This is a genomic window from Pantoea sp. BAV 3049, from assembly GCF_009765445.1.
GTDB lineage: Bacteria > Pseudomonadota > Gammaproteobacteria > Enterobacterales > Enterobacteriaceae > Erwinia.
The window spans coordinates 3,846,234-3,871,930 of sequence record NZ_WHOY01000031.1 but is presented as its reverse complement, the minus strand read 5'-3'; the positions used below and the strand labels follow the sequence as shown (position 1 = coordinate 3,871,930).

The following is a 25,697-nucleotide window of genomic DNA, read 5'->3' as shown; positions in this document are numbered from 1 at the left end:
GCCACGCATGACGAAATCACAGTTCAGCTCTCATAACGGAAGCGAAACTTTTCCTGTTCGCTGGCCGCTTTCGCCAGTATCCACTGGCGGAAGGCGGCTATTTTACCCAGTTCTGCCTGACTGTCATGACAAACCAGATAAAAAGCGTTTTTACTGACTAAAACATCATTAAACGGGCAGGCCAGCCGTCCGGCTTCAATCTCCGTTTGCGCCATCACGTTATTGGCCAGCGCCACCCCCTGACCATGAATTGCTGCCTGCAACACCATGGCGCTGTGGCTGAAGATTGGTCCGTGTTGCACATTAATATGGGCCACGCCCAGCTGCCGGGTATAAGACTGCCAGTCACGGCGGGAGGCATCATGCAGCAACGTATGGCGGGCGAGATCTTCCGGCGTCTTCAAAGGGTTATCACCGGTCAGCAACAACGGCGAGCAAACAGGCAGCAAATACTCCGCGTAAAGTTTTTCCACCCTCAGACCCGGCCAGTTACCACGTCCGTAGAAAATCGCCACGTCCACGTCGTCGGCCAGTTTCTCTTCATCCCGGTCTACCGCCTGGATACGCACGTCGATTCCCGGATAAGCTGAGTTAAAGCTTGAGAGGCGGGGAACCAGCCACTGAATGGCAAAGCTGGGCAGCAGACTGACGGTCAGCGCCCCCTTGGCACTGCGTGCCTGAAGTTTGCGGGTTGCCTCGTTCAGTGCGGTAAAAATCTCTTTAATATCGAGATAATAGCTCTGCCCCTCTTCGGTCAGCAGCAGCGATCGGTTTCGCCGCCGGAACAGCTTCAGGCCAAGGAAATCCTCCAGTGACTTGATTTGATGGCTGACCGCAGCCTGGGTGACGAACAACTCTTCCGCGGCTTTGGTAAAGCTGAGATGACGCGCGGCTGCATCAAAAACACGCAGCGCATTTAAAGGAGGAAGACGTTTAGACATGGTTACCGGAGACTGAGTCATGACATTGGGACGCAACGCTTTTGACGAAGCTTTACGTATTAGTTTTTTTTATCCGAGCCATTATAATTTGTCCGTTGAGGATGCACCAGCAAATACCTATAGTTGCCGCACTTCCTGAGCCGGAACGAAAAGCAGTTTGAAATTTAAGCGTTTACGCGGGGTTTTGAAAGGCTTTTGGCTTGTGGTCGTGATGTTGTGTTTGCAATTGGTCTGACGATTTTCGGACCAGGTAGCCTGTCTACCGTAGTATTCCTGAAGATTTACCCTGTCTGTCCATAGTGATATTAGTAGCACCGCAAATTGCGGTGCTTTTTTTTGCCTGAAACTTACTGGCCCATTTCGACCATTTCTTTCACGTCAGAGCGATTAATCTGCTGTTTGTTGCCGTTGGCATCCTGGTAGCTGATCATCCCGGTATCCGTATCGACAACAGGTTTGCCTTCGGCGACGATGGTCCGGCCATCATTGGTATGCATCACATAGTTGCTGGAACAGGCGGCCAGAGTAAAAGTCATGGCACAGGCGGCCATAATAGCAGCGAATTTTTTCATCTTTATTTCTCCTTGCAGATAGTAATGCGATAAACCACGCGCCAGCCACGACCAGAAGGCGAAAAACGAGTAAATTGCCTGTCTGAAGGTCGCTTATTTGCGGGTAATAGTTTAAACCTTGCATAATTCAGGATAACTCGCTTTTCCAACATTGCCAGGAAAGTGCCAGTAATTCAGAGTGGTCCTGTAAAGAACCGCACCAATCCATCATTCGCATCGAGGAGAGTATGACGTCATTCACCCCCGCTCAGTTTCGCCAGCAGTTCCCTGCTCTGGCCGATGCCGGCATCTATCTCGACAGCGCGGCCACCACGCTGAAGCCAGAGGCGGTGATCCAGGCAACCCAACAATTTTACAGCCTGAGTGCCGGTACTGTGCACCGCAGTCAGTTTGCCGCAGCAAAGGAGTTGACCGAACGCTATGAGGACGCCCGCAGTCAGGTCGCCCTTTTGTTAAACGCCCCTGCTGCCGACAATATTGTCTGGACTAAAGGCACGACCGAGGCAATAAACTTCGTCGCTCAGGGCTATTTCCGCCCCCGCCTGCAGCCTGGGGATGAGATCATCGTCAGTGAGGCCGAACACCATGCTAACCTGGTGCCGTGGCTGATGGTGGCGGAACAGACCGGCGCGAAAGTGATCAAATGGCCGCTGGGCGAAGATCTGCTGCCGGATATTGCCCTGCTTGGGCAACTACTCACTTCACGCACCCGGTTGCTGGCGCTGGGGCAGATGTCCAACGTCACCGGCGGCTGCCCGGACCTGAGACAGGCCATTACGCTGGCCCATCAGTCAGGGGCAAAGGTGATGATCGACGGTGCGCAGGGTGTGGTTCACGCACCAGCGGATGTGCAGGCGCTGGACATTGATTTTTATGCCTTCTCTGCCCACAAACTGTATGGCCCGATGGGCATTGGCGCGCTGTATGGCAAACCTGAGCTGCTGGAAGAGATGCAGCCGTGGCAGGGCGGCGGCAAAATGCTGTCAACAGTGACTTTTGAGGGGTTCATACCGCAACCGGTGCCGTGGCGCTTTGAGGCGGGAACACCTAACGTGGCCGGTGTGATTGGCCTCAGTGCGGCACTGACCTGGCTGGCAGAGCTGGACCTGGCTCAGGCGGAGAGCTGGAGCTGCGGGCTGGCCGATCTGGCCGAAGAGCGTCTCTCCGCCCTGCCCGGTTTCCGCAGCTTTCGCGCCAGCCGTTCCTGCCTGCTGTCGTTTGATATTGTTGGCGTGCATCACAGTGATGTGGTCACGCTGCTGGCAGAGAGTGGCATCTCGCTGCGGGCCGGTCAGCACTGTGCTCAGCCACTGTTACAGGCACTTGGCGTCAGCGGGACTTTGCGCGCCTCATTTGCGCCCTATAATTCGCTTAACGATGTTGAAGCGCTGGTCAGCAGTATGACCACCGCCCTGGACCTGCTGGCAGACTGATTATGACTTCTTTACTCGCTCCCCATCCGTTTGGCGACCTGATTACTGCCGACGGCCTGAAACAAAAATTTTCGGTCTTCACACAATGGGAAGACCGCTATCGTCAGTTAATCATGATGGGCAAACAGCTTCCTGCCCTGCCAGAAGAGCTGAAAACGGCAGAGATTGAGCTGAGTGGCTGTGAGAACCGCGTCTGGCTGGGACACCAGCAGCTGGCCGATGGCAGCCTGCATTTCTATGGCGACAGTGAAGGCCGCATCGTGCGGGGATTGCTGGCAGTACTGCTGACGGCAGCAGAAGGTCAGCAGCCCGCCGCGCTTTTGCAGCAGGATCCGCTGGCCTTGTTTGACGACCTGGGGCTGCGTAATCAACTCAGCGCGTCACGCAGCGCCGGTCTGACAGCGCTGGCAGAAGCGGTGATGAAAGCGGCCAGGCAGTCGGGTGGAAATGGTGAGTAAGTCTGCCTGACGGGCGGGCTAGCCGGTAACGGTGAATCAATTTGTCAGGCGAGCTGGCCGCACAGAAATGACAGTTTAACCTGCCGGGCCGATTAGCCGCGGGCCGCTTTAGCCATCATTTTTTTCAACACGTGCGAAACGGCAACAAAGCCGAAGGTGGCGGTGACCATGGTCGCCGCACCAAAACCTGAAGCACAGTCCATTCGCTTAGGTCCCTCCGCCGTGCTACGGGAAGCACAGACCGATCCATCCGGCTGAGGGTACATCAGCGCTTCGGTAGAAAATACGCAGTCGATCCCCAGCTTCCCTTTGCTGTTTTTTACAATGTTGAAATCGTGCTTCAGGCGCTCGCGCAGCTTAGCAGCCAGCGGATCCTGAATCGTTTTCGCCAAATCGGCCACCTGAATCTGGGTGGGATCAATTTGCCCACCTGCGCCACCGGTTGTCACCAGCGGGATCTTATTGCGGCGGCACCAGGCCAGCAGCGCCGCTTTTGGCCGAACGCTGTCGATAGCATCTATCACGTAAGTGAAACCGGCGCTCATCAGTTCCGCCGTATTGTCTGCAGTAATAAAATCATCCACGCAGGTCACCCTGCACTCGGGATTGATCGCCAGAATACGCTCGGCCATCACTTCGGTCTTCGCCTGCCCTACCGTCTCTTTCAGCGCGTGGATTTGCCGGTTGGTATTCGTCACACAGACATCGTCCATATCGATCAGGGTTATCGCCCCGATGCCAGTGCGCGCCAGCGCTTCCGCCGCCCACGAACCCACGCCGCCAATGCCAACCACGCAGATATGCGCCTCAGCGAAAAGCTGCAGGGCTGATTGCCCATAGAGGCGGGCCGTACCGCCAAAGCGTTGCAGCCAGGCGTCAGAGAGAGAAGTCATGCTTTACCTCAGAATTCTGCAGCGGGCTGGCTCCGCAGCCCGCTGCAGGCAGTTATTTTTGCGTTAACAGATCCTGGTCGCCAGTGCTGTTTTGTGCAGAAGAGAAGAGCGGCGTGCCTGCGCCAGGAGCCGTTTTCAGCACCCATACGCGGCCATAATGATTGAACCAGCCCGCCATATGACCGGCATCCGGGCCAATGCCCTGGTAGATATCAAAATGCTGCCCTTTAATAGCGCCGCCCACGTCGAGCGAAACCATCATGCGCATCTCATATTTTCCGGTAAATTTACCTTTATTGTCCAGTAGCGGCACTTCAGCCAGCAGTGCGGTGCCCGGCGGGATCAGCGAACGATCGGCAGCGACCGAGGCTTTGGCAATCAACGGCACGGCGCTGGCGCCACGAACCGGAGCAAAATTCTCGGGTTTGAAGAACACAAAGGAGGGGTTCTGTTCCAGCAGCTCACGCACTTCTGCCGGGCTGTGCTCTTCACCCCATTGGCGAATGGCCTGCATCGACATGTCTTCGCGCTTCACTTCACCGCGGTCGATCAGCACTTTACCAATGCTGCGATAGGCATGGCCGTTTTTACCACCATAGCCAAAGAACATCAGCGGGCGACCGTCGCCGTAATCGACATAGCCGCTACCCTGCACGTCCATAATGAAGTTATCCATCAGAGAGTTGCTGTAGCCCACAACATAGCGCTCACCCAGCGCACCGCTGTAGATTTCCGCGCGGCTTGGCAGACGACGCTTACCGCGAGGTGGCATTCGGTATAAAGGATACTGGAACTCACCCTGGCGGGTGTAGCGGGCTTCGATCACGGGCGTATAGTAGCCGGTAAACTGCACGTTGCCGTAGTTGTCGGTCCCTTCCATCTGGTAAGCGTCTAGACCGAACTGGCGTAGCTGGCGGGTATCACCACCGGCCATCAGCCAGCTTTTAATCGCACTGTAAGTGGTGGTCTGCCGGGTGAACATAGCGGGCGAGGCGTACTGGATTTCCGACACCTGGTCGGCAAAATCTTTGCCGTTAACCGGACGCCCTTTGGCATTGGGCTGATTCACCAGCCCCAGCGGCTGATCCAGCTTGCCATCCTTATACTGCTGGCCGCGATCGGTCGGTTTTGAGGAACATCCCGCCAGCAGGGCGATAAACACCCCGGTTATTACATACTTCGCCCAACGTCCTTTCATTACGGTGCCACCTCTCTGCGTAATTGCAGGCCGAAGATAGCAAAGCCACCGGGAGATTTAAACGTGCTGAAGGTAAAGATCGCCAGTACAGGCGCAACATTACAGCATATGAGGAAGAATTGAGCAGTAAGCGCTATTTTCACAACTTTATCGCAGAAAGGGGTTGCAACCAAACTCACTCAGCGTATAGTGCGCTTCCACAGACGCGGGATGGAGCAGCCTGGTAGCTCGTCGGGCTCATAACCCGAAGGTCGTCGGTTCAAATCCGGCTCCCGCAACCAATTTAACACCTTAACGGGTGTTTTTTTGTTTCTGGCGTTTGAGCATTTCTCCCTGCCTCTTTCAAATTCTTTCCAGGCGAGTCAGCACCCGCCCGGATACGCCCACTATTTCCCGGGCGTCAGAGCTGCCCCGCTGGCAAACCAGGCCTTAATTCCGCCCAGAATCGACTCAGCCACCTGATGCTGAAAACGAGTGGTGCGCAGTTTACGCTCCTCTTCCAGATTGCTGATAAAGGCCGTCTCCACCAGTATCGACGGAATATCCGGTGCCTTCAGTACCGCAAATCCGGCCTGATCCACCGTTTTCTTATGCAGATGGTTCACTTTGCCCAAACGTGACAGCACCTCTTTGCCGAACTTCAGGCTGTCATTGATGGTCAGGCTCTGCACCATATCGAACATGGTATGGTCGAGATAGCGGTCACCGCTCATGCTGACACCACCAATCAGGTCTGATTCGTTCTGCGTCTGTGCCAGATAGCGCGCTGCGGTACTGGTGGCTCCTTTGGTGGACAGTGCAAAAACGGAGGAACCTCGTGCTGCCCGGTTGGTAAAGGCATCAGCATGAATGGAAATGAACAGGTCGGCACGCAGCTTACGGGCTTTGGCTACCCTCACCTTCAGCGGAATAAAAACGTCTTCATTGCGGGTCATGTATGCCCGCATGTTCGGCTCTTTGTCGATCAACACTTTCAGCCGACGGGCAATTTTCAGCACAATGTCTTTTTCGCGCGTCTTATTCTTTCCTGTCGCCCCGGGATCCTCACCGCCATGCCCCGGATCGAGCATGATGACAATCGGACGATCTTTCCCGGCTTTTCCCGGCAATGGTGCTTTTGGCGGCTGATCTTTATCAAGATTGCCTTTGTTGTAATCCTCCAGCAACGCCAGCAGTGGATCGTCCTCATGCTGATAACTTTTCCCCTTTGCCGGATAGAGGTCCAGCACCAGGCGGTGTTTGATCCCGGCAACCGGATCCAGCGTGAAGATCTTTGGCGTGACGTTTTGCTTCAGCTCCAGCACCAGCCTCACCGTGTTTTTGTCGAACTGGCCAACCCGCGCATTTTTAATATAGGGATCGTCGCTGCGCACCAGGTTTGCCACCCCGTTCAGCACGTGATTCAGGTGCAGATTATCGATATCCACGACTACGCGCTCAGGATGACTCAGGGCAAACTGTTTGTATTTCAGGGGGGTGTTGGATTCAAGGGTTAAGCGGGAGTAGGTCGAAGAAGGCCAGATGCGGATGGCGACCACATGGCTGGTGGCCGCAAGGCCCACTTTACTGACGCTGAGCAGCAATACTGCCCCCGCGCTTTTTAACCACCGGCGTCGGCCTGGCGAAGGTAAATCTGACATGCCACTCCAATCTGATTGCTGTTTTTTTAAGGAAAATAAAGCCAAATAACTACCAAGTTCGAAAACTTTAGCGAATCCTGCTGATGGTGTCACCAGAAAATAGCCCTCCGGCGTACCAAATAAGATCTTTTTCACGCTACAGTTAAGCAGAGGCGTGACGAATTGCCCCTTGCGCCTGAGCGATAAAAGAATAAAAATACATTTTTAGCGAATAATAATTCATAGAGGGTTAGTCGTGAAGGAACGGAGTACCGAGCTGGTTCAGGGGTTTCGTCATACCGTCCCCTATATCAATGCCCACCGTGGTAAAACGTTTGTCATTATGCTGGGTGGTGAAGCCATTGAGCATGAGAACTTTTCTGGCATCGTCAATGATATCGGCCTGCTGCACAGCCTGGGGATCCGCCTGGTGGTGGTGTACGGTGCACGGCCGCAAATCGATGCCAACCTGGCCGAACATCATCTGGAACCGCTGTACCATAAACACACCCGCGTGACGGATGCGCAGTCGCTGGAGCTGGTGAAGCAGGCTGCTGGCCGTCTGCAGCTGGATATCACCGCCCGCCTGTCGATGAGCCTCAACAATACTCCACTGCAGGGTGCGCACATTAACGTGGTGAGCGGTAACTTTATTATCGCGCAGCCGCTGGGCGTGGATGATGGCGTGGACTACTGCCACAGCGGGCGCATCCGCCGTATTGATGAAGACGCGATTCATCGCCAGCTCGACAGCGGTGCCATTGTGCTGATGGGTCCGGTGGCCGTTTCCGTCACCGGTGAGAGCTTTAACCTGACCTCGGAAGAAGTTGCCACCCAGCTGGCAATCAAGCTGAAGGCCGAGAAGATGATCGGCTTCTGCTCCGAGCAGGGTGTCACCGACGGCGAAGGGGATATTATCTCCGAGCTGTTCCCCAATGAAGCACAGCAGCGTATTGAAGAGCTGGAAAAGAGTGATGACTATCTTTCCGGCACGGTGCGTTTCCTGCGCGGGGCAGTGAAAGCCTGCCGCAGCGGCGTGCGCCGCAGCCATCTGATCAGCTATCAGGAAGATGGTGCCCTGCTGCAGGAGCTGTTCTCCCGTGATGGTATTGGTACGCAGATCGTAATGGAGAGCGCTGAGCAGATTCGCCGTGCCACCATTAATGATATCGGCGGCATTCTGGAGCTGATCCGCCCGCTGGAGCAGCAGGGTATTCTGGTGCGCCGCTCGCGCGAGCAGCTGGAGATGGAGATCGACAAGTTCACCATTATCGAGCGTGATAATCTGACCATCGGCTGTGCTGCACTGTACCCGTTCCCGGAAGAGCAGATTGGCGAGATGGCCTGCGTGGCGGTGCATCCGGATTACCGCAGCTCATCGCGCGGGGAAGCTCTGCTGGAACGGGTTGCGCTACAGGCCCGTCAGATGGGGCTGAAAAAGCTGTTCGTACTGACCACCCGCAGCATTCACTGGTTCCAGGAGCGCGGCTTTATGCCGGTGGATATTGAACTGCTGCCGGAAAGTAAAAAGCAGATGTACAACTATCAGCGCCGCTCCAAGGTGCTGATGGCCGATCTGCGCCATGCCCGTCTTGCCTGAGGCGCAGGCATTCTTCCGCCTTCAGTGAGTTTCTGCAATCAGGTACGAAATCACCTTCTCCACCCCGGGCACCTTAGCGTGCCTGATTTATTCCAGAGTCTGCCCCGCAGCGGGCATCCTCCCTTTGCTGTGGGGTGCCGGTTTTTTTTTCAGGAATCGCTTCTCAACGAAGTACCAGGAAATCACCGCCAGCAGGGTAGTAATCAACACGGTTAACACCAACCCACCCCATGGACTGGCAGAATACCATCCCCTGTCAATCAGCACCTGAATCACCGGCCAGTGAAACAGATACACACCGTATGAGAAATCACCATAGCGGCCTGCGGGCACTTGTTTAAACATCCCCAGACAAAACAGCAGGACTACTGATGAGAACGCCACCGGCTGGACCAGCTGGGACAGCATCGTATCTCTGGAAAGAATAAACAGCACCAGTGAAATCACCGCGATCTCCCTGAGTCTGTCAGCCACCCGCCCGCTGAGGGCAACCAGCGTGCCGAAGAAAAAGTAGCTGGACAGGCTGACAAATTGCTTTGCCAGCATATCCGCTTTAGCCCCGCTGTAGACCCAGGTGAAATAGTAAAACCAGCCGCAGGAGATCAGGTAAATAATCAGCCAGCAGGTGAACGGCCGGGATTTCATCAAAGGAAAAACCAGCGGCAACAGCGCATACAACGTCAGCTCTGCCTTAATGGTCCACAGCGAACCGTCCATTGACTGGACGGGATTGTTGAGAAACACACCGGGCAGCGAGGGCTGAATAAAATTCATAAAGCTGATATTGGCAAGGGCATATTTCAGCGTGGTTTTACTGAGAAAGAACTCGCTCAGCGGATAAGACGTCAGTGCTGCACCGCTGATAATGCAGGCAACAATAGTAAGCAGATAGGCAGGAATAATACGCCGGGCGCGTTTTTCAGCATAATCGCGCCATGACCTGCATCGGTGAAAACTGAGGGCAATCAGATAACCGCTGATAGCGAAAAAACCTTTTACTGCAAAGCTGCCGCTGAACAGCTGCAACAGAAAATGCAGTGACTCAGAACGCGAAACCGCCGCCCCATGAACCAGCAGAACAATAAAAGCCAAAACCAGTCTCACCAGGTCAAAATTATTTTTATTACTCATCTGTCTGCTTCCTTTCAACGCCCTGAACAGACGGCACAATCAGGCTAACTTCCGTGGTAACTGCTTAAAACGCTAAACCGGATGGATCAGCATAAAAGTCCCGGATACATGATAGCCAGTAACGGACTGTTTTCTGGCGACGGTGTTGTAATAGAGGTAATACAGGAGCATCAGTACCGTTATCGTAACCGCGATAACGCGCAGGATTCTCCGGCATTCAAATACGCAAATGGAGAGCAACACGGGTTCAACTTGCAGAATATAATTCGCCAGTCGTCCCCCGGAGGCATAATCCTGCAGTGCCATTCTCAATCCGCTACCGATAGCAAAAGTCAGTACCAGAAGGTAAAAAAATGCAAACTTCTCAGGCGCGCTATTTTTAATCTTGTCATTCAACAGTAATGCGCTGTAAATAAAAACAAACAGAATGTTTTTGAGATTAGATAAGGTGAAAATTCCCTGTTCCTGTGCCGAATCCCGATCGGCATAGCCCATTGCCCGTTCTCCCAGTGAGCCAAGGTGGGACGAGATAAAGGCAATCACCGACTGACTCCCCATCATAGCCAGCGGAATACAGACCAGGACAATGGCTGCCGGGATATATTTGTTTTTTTTAATTATCAGTGCGGCAGGGATTAACAAAGCGACGATCGCTGTGGCATGGCTGATAAATGAGAGAAACAGTAACCCTGCACTCCCGGCCTTGTTCCTGATGCTCAGGTGATAGACAAATCCCAGAAAAAAGGCGGAGCTGAGTCCAAAGCGGATCTGGTTCAGATCCTTGTTGATAAACAGATGGGCTGAATAGACTGCCAGCGCAACAATCGGTAACGGTGAAAGCTTTCTGAAATAGTGCGCATTGACGCAGACGGAGATCATGCAATAAAAGAAGATAAACACATCAGCGTTAGTGGTGAATATCCTGACCAGGCAGGAGATCAAATAAATGGCTGGCTCATAGCGAAACTGATCCATCGCCGAAGCAAGTCCCAGAATAGTGATTTTAGCGTTGAACTCCTGGAAAAATCTTCGGTACTGGTAGTCATCAACGCCGGAGTGAACATCCCGAATGCCGCCAAAAATAAAAACGACACAAACCACGATAAAGTATATATACATGCGCAGCCATCGCGTTTTTTCCCGTTTGGCAAGGAACACTTCAAGAATGCCCAGTGCGCAAAGAGACAGGCTGATAATCCAGTACATTTCCATTTAATTTTCTTTTCTTTCCCTGAAGAAAAATAATTTATAGCATATCTCTTGACGACAAAAACAGGCATAAAATCTTAATTAACCGACAAATAAAGGAAACAATACTCAAAAAAACAGCAAAGATAATTCCCCAAAATCCTTTTCGGGAAACCTGAAATAAAAATAGTTAATAAAAATATTCAGTCGTGAGTTTTATTCTTGCAGTCGTTCAACCAGGCCACTGCGGCGCAGAGTGCGCATTTTTACCGCGTTATTAAACACGCCACTATCGACATATAAAGTCAGGCGCTGTTTTGCCCGGGTAATCGCGGTATAGACAAGTTCACGGGTCAGCACCGGCGTGAACTGACCCGGCAGTACCAGCAGGGTATGATCGAATTCAGATCCCTGCGATTTATGCACGGTCATGGCAAAAGCGGTATCGTGCGGCGGCAACCGGCTGGGCTGCACCGCTTTAATGGTGCCATCGGGCAGCGGGAAAAATACCTTCAGCGATCCTTCCTCATCATTCATCGCAATACCAATGTCGCCATTAAACAACCCCAGTGTGCTGTCATTACGGGCAATCATCACCGGGCGGCCGACATACCATTTGCCGCTGGCACTGGCACGCTGGATCAACCTTTTCTTCTGCAGCGACGCCTCAATTCGTTCGTTGAGCCCCATGACACCAAATGGTCCCTCGCGCAGCGCGCACAGCAGCTGGAAACGGCCAAAAGCCTCAATCACCTGCTCAGGCATCGCACCCTGCCCCAGCAGTAACAGATAGTCCTGATAACCTGCAACACAGCTGTCAAGAAGATGCAGATACTCTTCGCTGCTGCTGAGAGAGAACCGTTCAATATCGCCGAACCCTGCAGCAAAGACTTTCTCCACCAGGCGGATATCACCGGCATTTACAGCCAGCGCCAACTGCCCGATCCCGGAGGAGGCATCAAAGCGGTAGCTTTTACGCAACAGGCAAATGCTGTCCCTCACAGCGGGCGCGGACGGATTTTCGTTCCCGTCAACCACACAACCGGTAAGCCGCATCAGCTCTTCAGCCCTCCGGCTGCTGTAACCCGTTTCAGCGCAGCGACAGATATCGCCCAGCACCGCGCCTGCTTCCACTGAGGCCAGCTGATCGCGGTCACCAAGGAAAATCACCCTTGCCTGCGGAGGCAGGGCGGCGATCAGATTGGCCATCATCGGTAGATCGACCATCGAGGCCTCGTCTACTATCAACAAATCCAGATGCAGTGGGTTACCCGCGTGATAACGCATGCGCTGGCTGCCGGGTACTGCACCGAGCAGCCGGTGTAAGGTGGTGGCCTCGGCAGGAAAACGCTGCTTTTCAGCCTCGCTGACATCCAGCCGTTGCAGGGCTTTGCCCAGCGACTCCGTCAGCCGCGCGGCGGCTTTACCGGTCGGCGCGGCGAGACGAATACGCAGAACCCCGGCTGAAAGCTCCAGTAATGAAGCCAGCAACTTTGCCACGGTGGTGGTTTTTCCGGTACCCGGCCCGCCGGAAATCACCGCAATCTGACGGGTGATAGCGACTGCCGCAGCAATTTTCTGCCAGTCTTCGGGCTGCTGGCCGAAATGGCGATCCAGCGCAGCCCGCAGGCGGCCTTCATCGAAACCAACCAGCGGCGCATCTTTAATGATAAATCGTGCCACCTGCCCCTCAGACTGCCACATCCGGTGCAGATAAAGGCGCTGCTGGTGCAGCACCAGCGGCGTCGCACGGGAGCCATCGCTCACCGCCTCAGCCGCTGGCAGAAGGGTGTCCCAGTCAGGCTCTCCGGCCATCTGCCAGAGCTGACGGGCCAGTTCCGGATGGCGTCCGCCAAATAACAGCGGTTCAGTAAACCCGCTCAGAGGCAGGCAGACATGCCCTTCCCCTGCCTCAGCGCTGACACAGGCAGCCGCCAGCATCAGCGCGGGCTGATCAGCACCGGCAATCATACGGGCGAACTGAACGTCCAGAGAACGCAGCAGCCGCTGGTCGCAGGCCGCCATCAGCAGCTCAGCCATTCCGCTCATCCTTCTTCCCCTTCTTTACCGGCAAACAGAGCATCCAGCGAGGCAACAAACTCTGCCTGCGGCCGGGTGCGATACACACCGTTCTCACTGGCAGTACCGTCCACGCCGCGCAGGAACAGGTAAATGACACCGCCAAAATGCTGCTGATAGTCGTAATCCGCCAGGCGGTGCCGCAGATAGCGGTGCAGCGCCAGCGTATAAAGCTGATATTGCAGATCGTACCGGTGCGACTGCATGGCCTGCGCCATTGCCGTTGGGGTGTAATCCTCACCCGACTCGCCCAGCCAGTTTGATTTGTAATCCAGCAGATAATATTTTCCCTGCCAGCAGAAAACCAGGTCGATAAATCCCTTCAGCATGCCCTGAACCTGCTGGAAATTCAGCGGCGGGCAACCTGCCGACAGCGGGTCATAGCGGCGCACCAGCTTATCGAGGCTGTGAGCACTCAGCAGGCGCTGGATGGGCAGATAAAATTGCAGCTCAACCTGACGGCTGGTGTCCGGAAGCTGATTCAGGCTGACACCAGAATCATCCAGCGGCGTTTTCAGCACACGTTCCAGCCATTCGGTCATCACCGGCAGCCAGGCGGGATCGTGCCCCTGCGCAGCCAGCTGTTCGCCCAGCCACGCCTCATCAACAGGTTGGGTAAAATCCAGTTCTTCAAACAAGCTGTGAAGAAACGTCCCCGGCGCAGCCCCTCGCGGAAAAGTATGTGGCGTGAGCTGCGCAACTTGCTGGCCGTGCGCCTCACCTGCCGCATCCACATCCAGACGCGGCAACAAATCGAAAGTGACGGCGTGTCCCTGCTGCTGGAGGCCCGAATAGCTGGTCACCCGCCACTCGTCGCGCAGCGACCGGTTAATTTGCTGGCTGCCAAGCTCAGGCAGGGTAGCCTGCACTGGCTGCCAGGGTTCGCTCGCCGGGGCGACTGCCTGCGTGACCGCTACTGCGTCATTTTCCAGCGCCAGCAGTTGCTCACGCAGTTGAGAGGCATCAGCGGCTTCCCCCCGCTGAAGCAGATAGCCAACCGCACTGTGGTGCAGATCGCTGGCACCCTCTTTTTTCCGGTTGCCCTTCACCAGAGGCGCAATTCCCACGCTGCAGTGCCAGACCGAACGGGTCAGAGCAACGTAGAGCAGGCGCAGATCTTCCGCCAGCCGCTCCTGCTCTGCCAGCTCAATACTCTCGGCATCATCGTGTAAATCCAGCAAAGCCTGGAAACTCTGCCGGTCATGATAGATGCCCTGTCCAGCCTCGCGGTAATTGGCGACAAAGGGCAGCCAGACCAGCGGATACTGTAAGCCTTTGGATTTATGAATGGTGACAATCTGCACCAGATGACGGTCGCTCTCCAGCCGCAGCTGCTGGCTGGCCGACTGACCGTTAGGCTGTGCCACTTCCTGCGCCAGCCAGCGCACCAGCGCATGCTCGCTGTCCAGCTGTGCGGATGCCTCCTGCAACAGCTCGCCCAGGTGCAGCAAATCTGTCAGACGCCGCTCTCCGCTTTCAGAGGCCAGCAGGTTTTCGGCTATCTGCCGGTGCGCCATCAGCTCACGCAGCATCGGCAGTACGCCACGCTTCAGCCAGCGCTGCCGGTAGCGGTCGAATTCGTCCACCAGTGCATCCCACTGCCGCTCGTCCTGGCTGAGGGCCTCCAGCGTCAATGCATCCAGACCAAAAATGCTGGTCGCCAGCGCACTGCGTAAGATTCGCTCCTGCTCAGGAGCCAGCACGGCCTGCAGCAGCCACAGCATTTCACGGGCTTCCTGCGTGGTGAACACGCTGTCGCGACTGGAGAGATAAACGGACGGGATGTTGAGGCCATTCAGCGCTTCACGCATGACCGAAGCTTCACCCCGGCTGCGAACCAGAATGGTGATATCTGATGCCTGCACCGGCCTGAGCTTGTCACCTTTACCAACCAGCGCCGTGCCCTGCTGCCCGGCAGTCAGCCAGTGGCAGATCTCGGCCGCGCACTGGCGGGCCATAAATTGTTGGTAATCACTTACCCCCACGCCATCACCCGGCTGTAACCAGAAGCGCAACGCGGGTTGTTCTTTCCCATCCACCATAAAGCGCAATGCGGCATTTGGCCCGGCAGACTGCACGGCAATAAACGGGATCTCGTTGAACAGGAAGGGATTTTCCTGGCGTTTGAACAGCTGATTGACGCTGTTAACCATCGCCGGAGACGAGCGCCAGTTTGTCTCAAGGGTGTAGTGGGCGCTAACTTCGTTACGCGCCTTCATATAGGTGAAGATATCCGCACCGCGAAAGGCATAAATTGCCTGCTTGGGGTCACCAATCAGGAGCAGCGCATTGTCAGGCTGCCGGCCATACAGCGTGCGGAAGATACGGTACTGCTGCGGATCCGTATCCTGGAATTCATCAATCAGCGCGACCGGATAGCGCCCCCGAATAGCCGCGGCAAGTGCCTCTCCACCGGGCTGATGCAGAGCGCTGTCCAGCCTGCCCAGCAGGTCGTCGAAGCCCAGCAGTGCGTTGAGCCGCTTCTCTTTCTGCGTGGCAAAACGGATTTCGCTGAGGGCACGGGCAATCACCAGATCGCGCAGCGACAGCGGCTCTGCGAGAAAACGGTCGATCTGATCAAACAAGGGATGCTGAGGCGGCTCCCCTTTTTTGGTCTTCTCCAGCAGTATCCGCTGACCAAAGCGCTCCAGTTCCTTCGGAAAGGCATAGTCGGCCGTCTCTTCCTGCGCCCACTGAGTGAGTTTTTCCAGCCAGTTAGGTAAGTGCTTACTGCTGTAACTGCGCTTGTCCACGCCTGACAGGGCAATCAGATCGTGCAGATTACCCGCCGCCAGCCACGCGGCTTTCAGCTGGTCAATCTGCGCGATGATTTTCTCATGGCGCTCAGTAAAGGTTTCCTGCAGATCTGGCGGATACTTCAGCGATGGGGCTTCGCCGTTCAGCCACGGTGAGAGCGTTGCCAGCAGCTGTTCCGGTCCCTGCCACATCTGGGTCATCACGCGGGCAATCGGCAGCGGCAACGGATAGCAGTTGCGACGCCAGAAATCCGCCGCTGCCTGACGCCGCAGGGGAAATTCATCCTCTATCAGCTGCTGCTCAAACAGCATGCCGGACTCAAACGCATTAAGGTTCAGCATGCGCTGGCAGAAGCCGTGGATGGTGAATATCCCGGCATCATCCATCTGCCGTTCGGCGGCCAGCAGCTGAGCAGCGGCCTGTGGCAGATCGCCGATCTCCTGCAGCAGCAGGCTCAACATACCATCTGAAGAGTGACCACGGACGCAGGCAATTCGCAGCTGGTGAATATTCTCGCGGATACGGCCACGCAGCTCAGCGGTGGCCGCCTCGGTAAATGTCACCACCAGGATCTCTTCCACTGCCAGCGGTCGGGCATAAGCAGCTTCACCACCCAGCCCCAACAGCAGCCGCAGATAAAGCAGCCCGATGGTGAAGGTTTTTCCGGTACCCGCCGAGGCTTCGATCAGCCTTTCGCCCTGCAGCGGCAGCGTCAGGGGATCAAGACGCTGGGCTGCTGTCATGGCTTATCACTTTTCACCGGGAAAGACTGTTGCAGTTTCGACACTTCCTGCCAGGTGGTGAAACCTTCCGGCGCAGCATAATCCGCCTTGTCGTGCTGGCTGCCGGAGATCTGCGACAGCAGCATCAGGCCCTGCGGAGCAATCACCGCATCATGGAAGAAGGTAGCCAGTTTTTCTGGCGTCAGCGCCTGGATCTGCGCAATCACTTTGGCGCGCGTGTCGAAGTTGTAGTTTTCACGGTTAAAGTCTTTGCTGAAACGTCCGGCCTCTTCATCCAGCGTTTGCGGGCGCTGCTTCAGTTCGTTGATCATCGCCGCCTGATACTGAGCAAAATCTTCTTTGCTCATCTCACGCAGCCGCTTCTCGGCGGTCGGATAAAATGCCTGGAAACGGGTCAGCAGGTAAGCCGGTTGCCTGACGTTACTCTGCAGCAGGAAGCCAATTCCCCACTGACGACCGACCGGCATCTGGAAAGAGAACACCGCGTAACCGAGCTGCTCTTCAGTACGCAGCTGGTTGTAGAACCATGGCTGGATAATCTGGCTGAGCATGGCGCTGCTGGCCACGCTGGTATATTCCTCGTAGCCCAGCGGGATATAGAGCGCGGCCAGCGCGGAATCAGTGCTGCTGCCTGCCTGCTGCAGATTGGCTGACGTTTTCTTGTCGATAAAGAGATACTGGCTGTGCCACCAGCTTTCGCCTGAGCAGTTCAGCTGGGCTTTTACGTCACTGGCCAGCGATTTTACGCTGTCCGCCGTCATATTGCCGACCACCATCATCTCCGGGGTCGATTTCTCCAGCAGCATTTTGCGATAGACATCCAGATCCTGCAGGGTAATTGCAGGGACCAGTTTGCGGCGCTCTGCACGCTGGGTATACGGCAGTTGTGACACCATCTGCGCAGGCTGGATTGCCAGCTCGAAGGCTTTGCCTTTCTCTGCGGCAGCCAGTTGCTGAAGGTACCAGGATTTGGCCTGATCCAGCTGCTGCTGCGTCGGCTGGTAAGTGGCATAGCTTTTCAGTAACGCTTTCATCAACTCCGGCAGATGCTGCGTAAAGCCGCTGGCGTTGAAGGTGACGCCATCATCCTCACTGGTGGAGAAACTGATGCCACCAACGGAAGCCTGCGAGTTCAGCTCATCCAGCGCCAGACCGGCCAGATAATCATTCAGACCATACATCACCTGATTTTTCGCCGTGCTCATCGCCTCTTTGTTACGCAGCGAGAGCGTGATATTGGCCTTTGGATCGTCAGCATAATACTGGCTCGGCATATAGAACACGCGAAGGCCGGGCTGATTGACCAGCTCCTCCGGATGGTCATACTTGCGGTCGGGTTTAATCAGCGTGAAATCGTCCGGAATGTACGGGTTAAGCACCGGCAGTGACAGAGAGATTTTATCGCTGGCGGCCTGCCAGTCGGCAAAGCGCTGTGGAGTGATGGTATCTACCTGATATGGTGCATTAACAAAGTAAGCCATCTTGTTATGTGGCTCGTCCGGGCTGATAAACCAGATGCGGGCATTTTGCGGCGTCATGCCGTCCAGCCGGGCTTTAATCGCCACCGGATCGTACCGATCGGCGATATAAGGCGCATCCAGGGTGTCAGCAACCGGTACACGCAGCATAGTGTCAGCCAGCCACTCGATGTAATCCATATCGCGGGTGATGGACGGGTAGCGGAAGTCCAGGTTCAGAACATGCGCCACTTCATCGAAATAACGTTTATCGATACCGTCGGAGCGCAGCTTATTCAGATAGCTGAACACTGCCGCAATTACCTCATCGCGGTTAGCCAGCCCTTTATCGGTCAGCGAAACGGAAATGGAGAACACCCCACCGTTACGGTCAATGACCGGATCGGCTCCGGCATCAATCGAGTCGGCCAGGCCGCTGCTTTGCAGCCAGTCGGACAACGTATTTTGACTACGGTTACCAATCAGGTAGGCAATCAGCGTGTCGGTTTTGCTGCGGAATTTGTCGCTGTTATTTTCGATACGGAATTCAATTTTCAGCTGCTTACGCGGCTGGGCAGGCACGTAGTGGATAATGATGCCTTTCTGCTTATCGGTTGCTACCGGCACGGTGATATCTGGCACCGTGGCATTACGATTATCCACACGTCCATAAGTATTGGCGGCGATTTTCTGCAGTTCTTCCAGCGGTTTGCTGCTGTAGATCACCGCTTTCATCAGATTCGCGGAATAGTAACGATGGTAAAAACCTTTCAGAGCCTGATGCAGGTTGCTGTCCGGTTTGTCCTTAAGCGTTTCCAGATTCCCTCCTGAAAACAGTGAACCCGGGTGTTCAGGGTTAAGCGTTTCTGCCCCCACCTGTGCCATACGCAGGCCATCACGGGAGCGGGCCATGGTCAGTTCAGCATTCACCGCATGGCGCTCGCGGTCCGCATTGACCGGGTCCAGCAGCGGCTCGGCAATGGCGTCCGCCAGCCGGTCAACGGCAGGCTCCAGCGCGTCATTTTCGACCTCAAGGTAGAAGGCCGTGCGATAAGAGGCAGTGCTGGCATTGTGGCTACCGCCGTGCTTTTTGAGGAATTCAGCGAGGTTATCAGGCTGTGGATAGCGTTTTGAGCCCATCAGCAGCATGTGCTCAAGGTAGTGCGCCAGCCCCTGCTGGTTACGCGGGTTTTCCAGCGATCCCACCGGGATAGTCAGCGCCGACAGGGATTTGGTTGCCTGCGGATCGGAAACCAGCAGCACCGTCATGCCGTTATCAAGGCGGATAGCCTGATACTGGCGCGGATCTTTTTCACTTTTGCGGATCGTTTCAGGGATCGGCTGCCAGCCTGGTTGCGCCTGAGTCAGTGGACTCCAGAAGGTGACAAGCAGAAACAGAGTGGTGAACCAGACTGCATAACGACGCATTCAAACTCCTCAACGTTCTAATCTTCTGTCAGGCCTGCGCAACGCACAAAACGACAGATGTTTATCCCAGAAAGCTCACTTTCGGCTGTGTTTGATAAGCGAGCAGAAAAAAACTCGAAAAATAAGGTTATAAAGTAACACTACAGGATGTCTGACTTAATGTCATTGATCTGCAGCAGCGGCAGCAGCCAGGCTTCCGCGTTAGCCGTAATAACCTGAACGGTGTCCTCATCCAGCGTGCGGAACAGGCGTGCCAGACTGGGATCGCTACTCTCACCCTCCATCTGCATATTCCCCTGCCAGGCCTGCAGCAGTTTTATTCGCGCTTTTGCCTGAGTGCCTTCATCATGCAGAACGGTCAGGGATTTTTCATCAAAGCTGGCCTGCAGCCAGGCTCCACCGGTGCGGGGCAGCAGCAGCAACGGCGCAGACATGCCCTGCCGGTATCCGGCAACGTAACGCTCCAGCCATTCACCCGCCTGCTCCGGCTGCAATGCCGGGAAACGCCACTGGCTCTCTTTACGGCCATACATACGGCTTTCACCGGTTCCGCCAGAGAGACAGTAAACCAGATGCTCAAGCCACAGCGCCAGGCCATCGGTAAAATTCAGCTGGCCGGGACGCCAGCGCAGCAGCCCGTCATCCTGGACCATGGGCAACCAGCCGTTCAACTGCAGCCCACCGACCTGCAGATTGATTTCCTGGCTGGTGGACTCTTTACGTTGCGCCCGGATCTGGCTGGCCAGCTCATTCATATCCGCCAGTTGCTCCTGCCAGAACAGCTCGCCGTAAGCGCCGTACGGCAGGTTCCCGGCCGCACGCTGCCGGTCATACAGTGGTTCAGCGGGCTGATCATCAATCAGTGAATTCAGCAGTTGGGTATTCACCTGGTAGCGGCTCAGGTTGTCCAGCGCGAACGGCTCGGCATCCGGCAGTTCGGGATCGGACAGCAGGAAACTCACACCCAGTCGCTGGCTGAAGAAGGCCCGAACCGGGTGACGCCAGAAGCGGACCAGTTGCTCAAAGTTAAGCTCGGTGATTTCCGCTTCCGGCAGCGGCTGCATAAACGGCGGATGCGGCACTCCGCTGGCATTGGCTGCTGGCAACCACTCTGCCGCGTAACTTTGATACTCAGCCTGTGGTGAGAAGTTTTCAGCCGCGAACGGCATGCGGCTGTGCAGATGCTGAAGATGCTTCTCCACTGCGGCAGCGCTGCTGTCCACGTCGAGATCCTGGTCACCGGGCAGACAGAAACTCTGGCTGATGTATTCCACCAGTTCGCTGACCAGCACGGAAGGGAAGCGCTCTGAGTTGTCCTGGATCGTCCGCCCGATATAGCTGATATAGAGCTGCTGCTGCGCGGAATTCAGCGCCTCCAGGAACAGATAGCGGTCATCGTCCCGGCGGCTGCGATCTCCTTTTTTGGGCTGTTGGCTCATCAGGTCGAAACCCAGCGGCGGCAACGTCCGCGGATAAACACCATCGTTCATTCCCAGCAGGCACACCACCTTAAAAGGGATGGAACGCATTGGCATCAGGGTACAGAAGTTGACCGGTCCAGCGAGGAAGCGCTGGCTGATCCTCTCCTGATCAAGCCGGCCTGCCAGTTCATCGCGCAGCAACGTCAGCGGGATTGGCTGCTGATAGTGCGCCTGGATGCCGTAGCTGATCGCCTGCTGCCACTGCTCTTCTATCAGCGCCAGCGCCGCTTCGGTATCGGCATCTCCGGTGAAAAAGTCAGTGAGCAATTCACGGCACAGCGGCAGCCAGCTCTCCAGCCCGCGCGGCGAGGTCAGCTGTTCACGCCAGCGACGAAGACGCATCAACAATTCCGCCAGGTTTCCCGCCAGCTCGGCAATCAACCCGCTGGATTCATCATAGGGCAGGATCCCCTGCCAGTGCCCGGTCTCGCTGTTCATGGCGTAACCCAACAGCATTCTTGTCAGGCCGAACTGCCAGGTGTGCTGGCCGGTTGGCGGCAGATCCAGATCCCGCACCGTGTCATCATCCAACCCCCAGCGAATACCGGACTCTCCCACCCAATGCCGCAGGCGTCTCAACCCCTCTTCGTCAATGGAGAAATGCGCGGCAACCGCCGGAACCTCCAGCAGCGCAAGGACCTCTTCCGAAGTGAAGCGGCTGTCCGGCAGGCTGAGCAGAGAGATAAATGCCTGTAACGCCGGATGGGCCTGGCTGGCTCGCCGGTCGGAAATTGAAAATGGCAGATAGCGTTCAGACGGAGCGTTGCCAAATACCGCCTGGATAAAGGGCGTGTAGGCGTCGATATCCGACACCATCACAATAATGTCTCGCGGGGAGAGACCGGGATCTTTGGTCATCATATCCAGCAGCCGATCCTGCAAAACCTCAACCTCGCGCTGCGGGCTGTGACAAAGGTGAATGCTCACCGAACGATCGGCAGGATCCAGAAGCCGCTTATTACGGCTGGTTTCCCACTCTTCCTGCTTCAGCCCAATCACCGCCCTGTCTTCCAGCTCCAGCAGGTCATGCTGCAGGCTTTTCAGCAGGGAGACCGGTTCGATATCCACAAAGGCGTCAATCTCCTGGCACTCCATTTGCGCCAGCAGGAACAGGTTGTCGCGCCCCAGTTTGCCCCATGAAGCCAGCAGAGGATTACTGAGCTGCTGTTCGCCCGCCTCGTTAAACAGGCCGGAAGCATCCGCCTGACGGAACAGCGAGCTTTCGCTTTGTTGCCGGTAATGCTGACGCCGCCGGCTTTGCAGCTTCGCCAGAAAAGCATAGTCCTGAATATCGCCCCAGTACTGACGGCAGGGATTGGTGAACAGCAGATGAATATCAATATGTTTACCCAGTGCCTGCAGGGCTTGCAGATACACCGGCGGCAGCGCGGAGATGCCGCAGATAAACACGCGGTCAGGCAGATCGGCCGGGCGCTCGAGGCTCTTTTCCAGCGCAGAAATAAAGCGCGAGTAGAGATTGGCACGGTGCCACTCAGGTTGCCCCAGCTCGCGGGTATACTCTACCAGCGCGGCCCACAGCGGAGCCTGCCACTGCTGCGCTTCACCCAAACCGTCAACGCTAAGCCCCTTTTCCCAACTGTTCAGCCATTCAGGCCGGTAGACCAGATACTGGTCAAACAGGTCTGCTACACGTGAGGCAAGCTGGAATAACTTGCGTTTGTCCTCATCATCAGTCAGATAGTGCCTGAGCATGGCAAATTCATCGCGCGTCAGCATATCGGGCAGGATCGCCATCAGCTTCCAGCTCATGCCTGACTTGTTAAACGCACTCTCTTTCGGGATATCCGGCAACACGCGGACAAACATATCCCAGATAAAGGTGGCGGGCAGCGGAAACGCGATATTAGCGGCAATGCCAAACTGCTCCGCCAGCGACATCTGTAGCCACTGTGCCATCCCCGGACTCTGCACCAGCACCACTTCGGACTGGAAAGGATCGCGCAGCGGCTGGTTTTCAATCTGCCATGCCGCCAGCGATTTCAGCAAATCCAGCTGATTTGAGTGGTAAACGGTAAACATCACTGCTCCTTTTCCGGGGATCGTCTTCTGCGCGAACACTGTAACCCGTCCGTCGTCTGTTGCAAAACATCAGGGATCACAATGCAACTGCTTCAGTTCCGCTTTGCGGCCCAGCGGGCTGATGACCGTCACTGCCAGCAACAGACAACCTTCAGGGCCTGGCCTCTGCATCAGCGAGCTCTGCCAGTCAACGGCCTGATAACCTTCAAAGCGCAGCCATGCCTGCCGCCAGGCCTCCCTTTGCTGTAGCTGTTGCTGAGCCCCTTTCGCCAGCGCCAGCTGATAATGCATCAGCGCAGTGAAACTGAGGGTAAATAACAGTAGAGCCACCAACGTTTCGGGCAGGCTGAAGCCCTGTTGCTCACTCATCCGGCTCACATTCTGCCTCCACTGATAGCGGGCAAAAGTCCAGCCAGCCGTGGGCACTCTTTTCCAGAGAGCCAGCACTGCTCCGCTCCAGCCACTGATAAAAGGCTATTGTGCCTGCTCCACTGTCTCCCCGCAGCAGTACGGGCAGTTTCTCCTGCTCCAGCAGGCAGGCACGCCACGCCTGCGAAGCCAGCGTTTTGCACTGCCAGCCCAACAGTGGAGACCACGATTGCTGCTCGCCCCATGCCAGTGCCGACAGGGCCTGACTGGCCTGCTGAAAATACTGGCGCTCATCCGCCACCAGGCTCAGTGACTCGTCAAGCTGGCGACGGGTGGTGTTCAGTAATGCCGCTGACATCAGCAACAACATAATCACCATGATCATTGCCCCGCTCCCTTGCTCCTTCGTATACCACATCTCTGCTCTCCGGGGTTGATGAGGTTACAGCCGGAGCTCCGTTTACCGACTCTCCTGCGCGGATACATTCACGGCCGTCACCAGGCTTTCCAGCGTCAGAGGATACTGCGGAAAGGCCAGTACATAGCCGCTCAACCTGAGCCGCACCAGCTGTCCTGCCCTGACGACCAGGAATTCTGCCATCTTCGTGGTTGCCGGATCGTTGAGTTTCTCCCAACCACCTGCATCGCACCTCTCCACACCACGCTGGGCTTCGAGATTTCCATCGCGCAGGCGAAAACCGTAAAAATCACTGTTTTCATTTTCCACCCCTTCCCATTTGCCATTGCTGTTTTCATCCCAGCGCAGCAACAGGCAGTTGCCCTGCGGATTGATTGTCAGCGCTTCTCCCGGACAGTCTCCCCGGCAATAACCCGCCCGGCGAACAGCCTTTTCCAGCGTGCTCATCATCAGCCGCAGCTCTTCATGGAGCTGAATACTCATCAGAGTGCGCAAATTCGCCATCTGCAGCGCAGGCAAAAACCTTGCCGCGCCGATCATCAATATCCCGCTGATGACCAATGCGATCAGCATTTCCAGCAGCGTGAAGCCAGCCTGTTTCATGGGCACGAATCCTGGCAAATGCGGACCCTGGCGCGGGAAGATACGATGATATGCCGCTCCCCGGCTGCGTTGGCTATCACTATGCGTCCCGGTTTCGCCACGTTACGGCGACCATAAAAACCCATTCCTTCCGTCACTGAACGCAGCGTTATTTCCGGCCAGGGCGCAACAAAGACCCGACGCTGGCGCTGGCAGGTTAGCTGCAGCGGACCGCTGCCCACACACCAGTTATTGCCGCTGCGTTGCCACAGCAGTTGCTGTCGGTTGTGCCAGTTAGCCTCATTGCGCAGCCTCAGCAGGAAATGCTGGAGCTGGCGCGCGCTGGCATTCAGCCGCTGCTGCTGCTGCCAGTTCTGCCAACCGACCAGGGCAGTCAGCGTCAGCGTGCTGGCGATAATCATCACCACCAGCAGTTCCAGTAAGGTAAAACCGGGATTGATTTTCATCAGCGCAGGATGGTCTTCATCTTAAAAGTCGTCCAGCGTTGAAAAATAATCCTGCGAGACGCCTTCAGCGCAATATCAATCTGTCGTTTGCATTGGCAAAATAGTTGCGGGATATGCCGCAAAAACAGCATGATGTTGCCCTTCTGGCTGGCGAATGCACCAGCTGCATCACCCGAAAAGCGGTCTGGCTCAGGGCATCCACCGCCATTCGTCCGGGAAAAGAGAAGAATGTTATACAGGGTTTGTTATGACTGATGAGTGTGAACTGATTGATTTGGCAGTAACTTTTCCACAACTGACCATCGATATGAAATACGCCACCGCCGACAATATCTGCGGCCAGCCAGTCTACTGTGAAGATCGCTGCCTGCTGCATCCCGATGCCGCAGCGGCGCTGGAAAAAAGCATCAGCATCGCCGCTCTGGCTGGCTATACACTGCTGGTTTATGACGCCTATCGTCCGCAGGCTGCACAGCAGAATTTATGGCAGGCTTGCCCCGACCCCGCCTACGTAGTGGAGGTTTCTCTGGGTTCAAATCACAGCCGAGGTACTGCCGTTGACGTCACGCTGATCGACAGCGAAGGTCAGGTACTGGATATGGGCGCAGGGTTTGATGAAATGCACGAGCGTTCCCACCCTTATTACCCCGGACTTACCCGCGAGGCACTCCGAAACCGGCTGATGCTGAACGCTATTATGTTTGGCGGCGGCTTTACCGGTATCGCTACCGAATGGTGGCATTTTGAACTGCCCGATTCCGGAAGTTACCCCCTGCTGACGGATCGCTTTGCCTGCTATCCGCCCGCCTGACCTGTATTGCTATCAGGAGCGGCGAGTCGCTC

General features: G+C 55.8%; 19 protein-coding genes and 1 tRNA gene. 5 read left to right on the top strand and 15 right to left on the bottom strand.

Annotated features, from left to right (window positions below):
- Positions 1 to 23: 23 nt before the first annotated feature.
- Positions 24 to 941, bottom strand: coding sequence for a glycine cleavage system transcriptional regulator GcvA (gene gcvA / locus GSQ70_RS19090; protein WP_158784008.1), 918 nt, complete (start codon positions 939 to 941; stop codon positions 24 to 26).
- A 347-nt stretch (positions 942 to 1,288) separates the two neighbouring features.
- Positions 1,289 to 1,513 carry a YgdI/YgdR family lipoprotein gene (locus tag GSQ70_RS19085; protein WP_158784007.1) on the bottom strand — a complete coding sequence of 75 codons (225 nt, stop codon included), beginning with the start codon at positions 1,511 to 1,513 and terminating at the stop codon, positions 1,289 to 1,291.
- A 227-nt stretch (positions 1,514 to 1,740) separates the two neighbouring features.
- On the opposite strand from GSQ70_RS19085, the gene csdA reads away from it, so the two are divergent.
- Both csdA and csdE read left to right on the top strand, forming a co-directional pair.
- Complete coding sequence (gene csdA, locus GSQ70_RS19080) at positions 1,741 to 2,946, top strand: cysteine desulfurase CsdA (protein WP_158784006.1); 1,206 nt, start codon at positions 1,741 to 1,743, stop codon at positions 2,944 to 2,946.
- Positions 2,947 to 2,948: 2 nt separating this feature from the next.
- Entirely contained in the window at positions 2,949 to 3,404 is a 456-nt protein-coding gene (gene csdE / locus GSQ70_RS19075) for a cysteine desulfurase sulfur acceptor subunit CsdE (RefSeq protein WP_158784005.1), read from the top strand.
- Between the two features lie 92 nt (positions 3,405 to 3,496).
- Here csdE and tcdA read toward each other — a convergent pair whose 3' ends face one another.
- Together tcdA and mltA are read right to left on the bottom strand one after the other, a co-directional pair.
- Positions 3,497 to 4,297: a tRNA cyclic N6-threonylcarbamoyladenosine(37) synthase TcdA gene (tcdA, locus tag GSQ70_RS19070; RefSeq protein WP_158784004.1), complete on the bottom strand. Its 801-nt coding sequence runs from the start codon at positions 4,295 to 4,297 to the stop codon at positions 3,497 to 3,499.
- A 52-nt stretch (positions 4,298 to 4,349) separates the two neighbouring features.
- Positions 4,350 to 5,495: a murein transglycosylase A gene (gene mltA, locus GSQ70_RS19065; protein WP_158784003.1), complete on the bottom strand. Its 1,146-nt coding sequence runs from the start codon at positions 5,493 to 5,495 to the stop codon at positions 4,350 to 4,352.
- A gap of 204 nt (positions 5,496 to 5,699) precedes the next feature.
- On the opposite strand from mltA, the gene GSQ70_RS19060 reads away from it, so the two are divergent.
- Positions 5,700 to 5,776 (top strand) — tRNA-Met (locus GSQ70_RS19060).
- 105 nt (positions 5,777 to 5,881) lie between these two features.
- On the opposite strand, the gene amiC is transcribed toward GSQ70_RS19060, so the two are convergent.
- Entirely contained in the window at positions 5,882 to 7,135 is a 1,254-nt protein-coding gene (gene amiC / locus GSQ70_RS19055; protein WP_158784002.1) for an N-acetylmuramoyl-L-alanine amidase AmiC, read from the bottom strand.
- A gap of 235 nt (positions 7,136 to 7,370) precedes the next feature.
- Here amiC and argA point away from each other — a divergent pair, with 235 nt between their 5' ends.
- A complete protein-coding gene (gene argA, locus GSQ70_RS19050) occupies positions 7,371 to 8,714 on the top strand; it encodes an amino-acid N-acetyltransferase (protein WP_158784001.1) in 1,344 nt (447 codons plus the stop codon).
- A gap of 87 nt (positions 8,715 to 8,801) precedes the next feature.
- On the opposite strand, the gene GSQ70_RS19045 is transcribed toward argA, so the two are convergent.
- The 10 genes from GSQ70_RS19045 to GSQ70_RS19000 form a co-directional block, all read right to left on the bottom strand.
- Complete coding sequence (locus GSQ70_RS19045) at positions 8,802 to 9,845, bottom strand: acyltransferase (protein ID WP_158784000.1); 1,044 nt, start codon at positions 9,843 to 9,845, stop codon at positions 8,802 to 8,804.
- 72 nt (positions 9,846 to 9,917) lie between these two features.
- Positions 9,918 to 11,057 (bottom strand): EpsG family protein, encoded by a 1,140-nt coding sequence (locus GSQ70_RS19040; RefSeq protein ID WP_158783999.1) that lies wholly within the window; start codon positions 11,055 to 11,057, stop codon positions 9,918 to 9,920.
- 192 nt (positions 11,058 to 11,249) lie between these two features.
- A complete protein-coding gene (gene recD, locus GSQ70_RS19035) occupies positions 11,250 to 13,082 on the bottom strand; it encodes an exodeoxyribonuclease V subunit alpha (protein WP_158783998.1) in 1,833 nt (610 codons plus the stop codon).
- A complete protein-coding gene (gene recB / locus GSQ70_RS19030) occupies positions 13,079 to 16,612 on the bottom strand; it encodes an exodeoxyribonuclease V subunit beta (RefSeq protein WP_158783997.1) in 3,534 nt (1,177 codons plus the stop codon). The genes recD and recB overlap by 4 nt, the downstream gene beginning before the upstream one ends.
- Entirely contained in the window at positions 16,609 to 19,497 is a 2,889-nt protein-coding gene (ptrA, locus tag GSQ70_RS19025; protein WP_158783996.1) for a pitrilysin, read from the bottom strand. The genes recB and ptrA overlap by 4 nt, the downstream gene beginning before the upstream one ends.
- A 140-nt stretch (positions 19,498 to 19,637) precedes the next feature.
- The gene (gene recC / locus GSQ70_RS19020; RefSeq protein WP_158783995.1) at positions 19,638 to 23,018 is read right to left on the bottom strand and encodes an exodeoxyribonuclease V subunit gamma; all 3,381 of its coding nucleotides are present in this window, start codon (positions 23,016 to 23,018) and stop codon (positions 19,638 to 19,640) included.
- Positions 23,019 to 23,087: 69 nt separating this feature from the next.
- Entirely contained in the window at positions 23,088 to 23,387 is a 300-nt protein-coding gene (locus GSQ70_RS19015; RefSeq protein ID WP_158783994.1) for a prepilin-type N-terminal cleavage/methylation domain-containing protein, read from the bottom strand.
- The gene (locus GSQ70_RS19010) at positions 23,380 to 23,805 is read right to left on the bottom strand and encodes a DUF2509 family protein (protein ID WP_233268365.1); all 426 of its coding nucleotides are present in this window, start codon (positions 23,803 to 23,805) and stop codon (positions 23,380 to 23,382) included. The genes GSQ70_RS19015 and GSQ70_RS19010 overlap by 8 nt, the downstream gene beginning before the upstream one ends.
- 42 nt (positions 23,806 to 23,847) lie before the next feature.
- Positions 23,848 to 24,408 (bottom strand): prepilin peptidase-dependent protein, encoded by a 561-nt coding sequence (locus GSQ70_RS19005; protein WP_199257282.1) that lies wholly within the window; start codon positions 24,406 to 24,408, stop codon positions 23,848 to 23,850.
- On the bottom strand, positions 24,405 to 24,854 hold the full coding sequence (locus GSQ70_RS19000) for a prepilin peptidase-dependent protein (RefSeq protein ID WP_158783992.1): 450 nt from the start codon (positions 24,852 to 24,854) through the stop codon (positions 24,405 to 24,407). The genes GSQ70_RS19005 and GSQ70_RS19000 overlap by 4 nt, the downstream gene beginning before the upstream one ends.
- A gap of 247 nt (positions 24,855 to 25,101) precedes the next feature.
- On the opposite strand from GSQ70_RS19000, the gene ddpX reads away from it, so the two are divergent.
- On the top strand, positions 25,102 to 25,665 hold the full coding sequence (gene ddpX / locus GSQ70_RS18995; RefSeq protein ID WP_158783991.1) for a D-alanyl-D-alanine dipeptidase: 564 nt from the start codon (positions 25,102 to 25,104) through the stop codon (positions 25,663 to 25,665).
- Positions 25,666 to 25,697 lie beyond the last annotated feature (32 nt).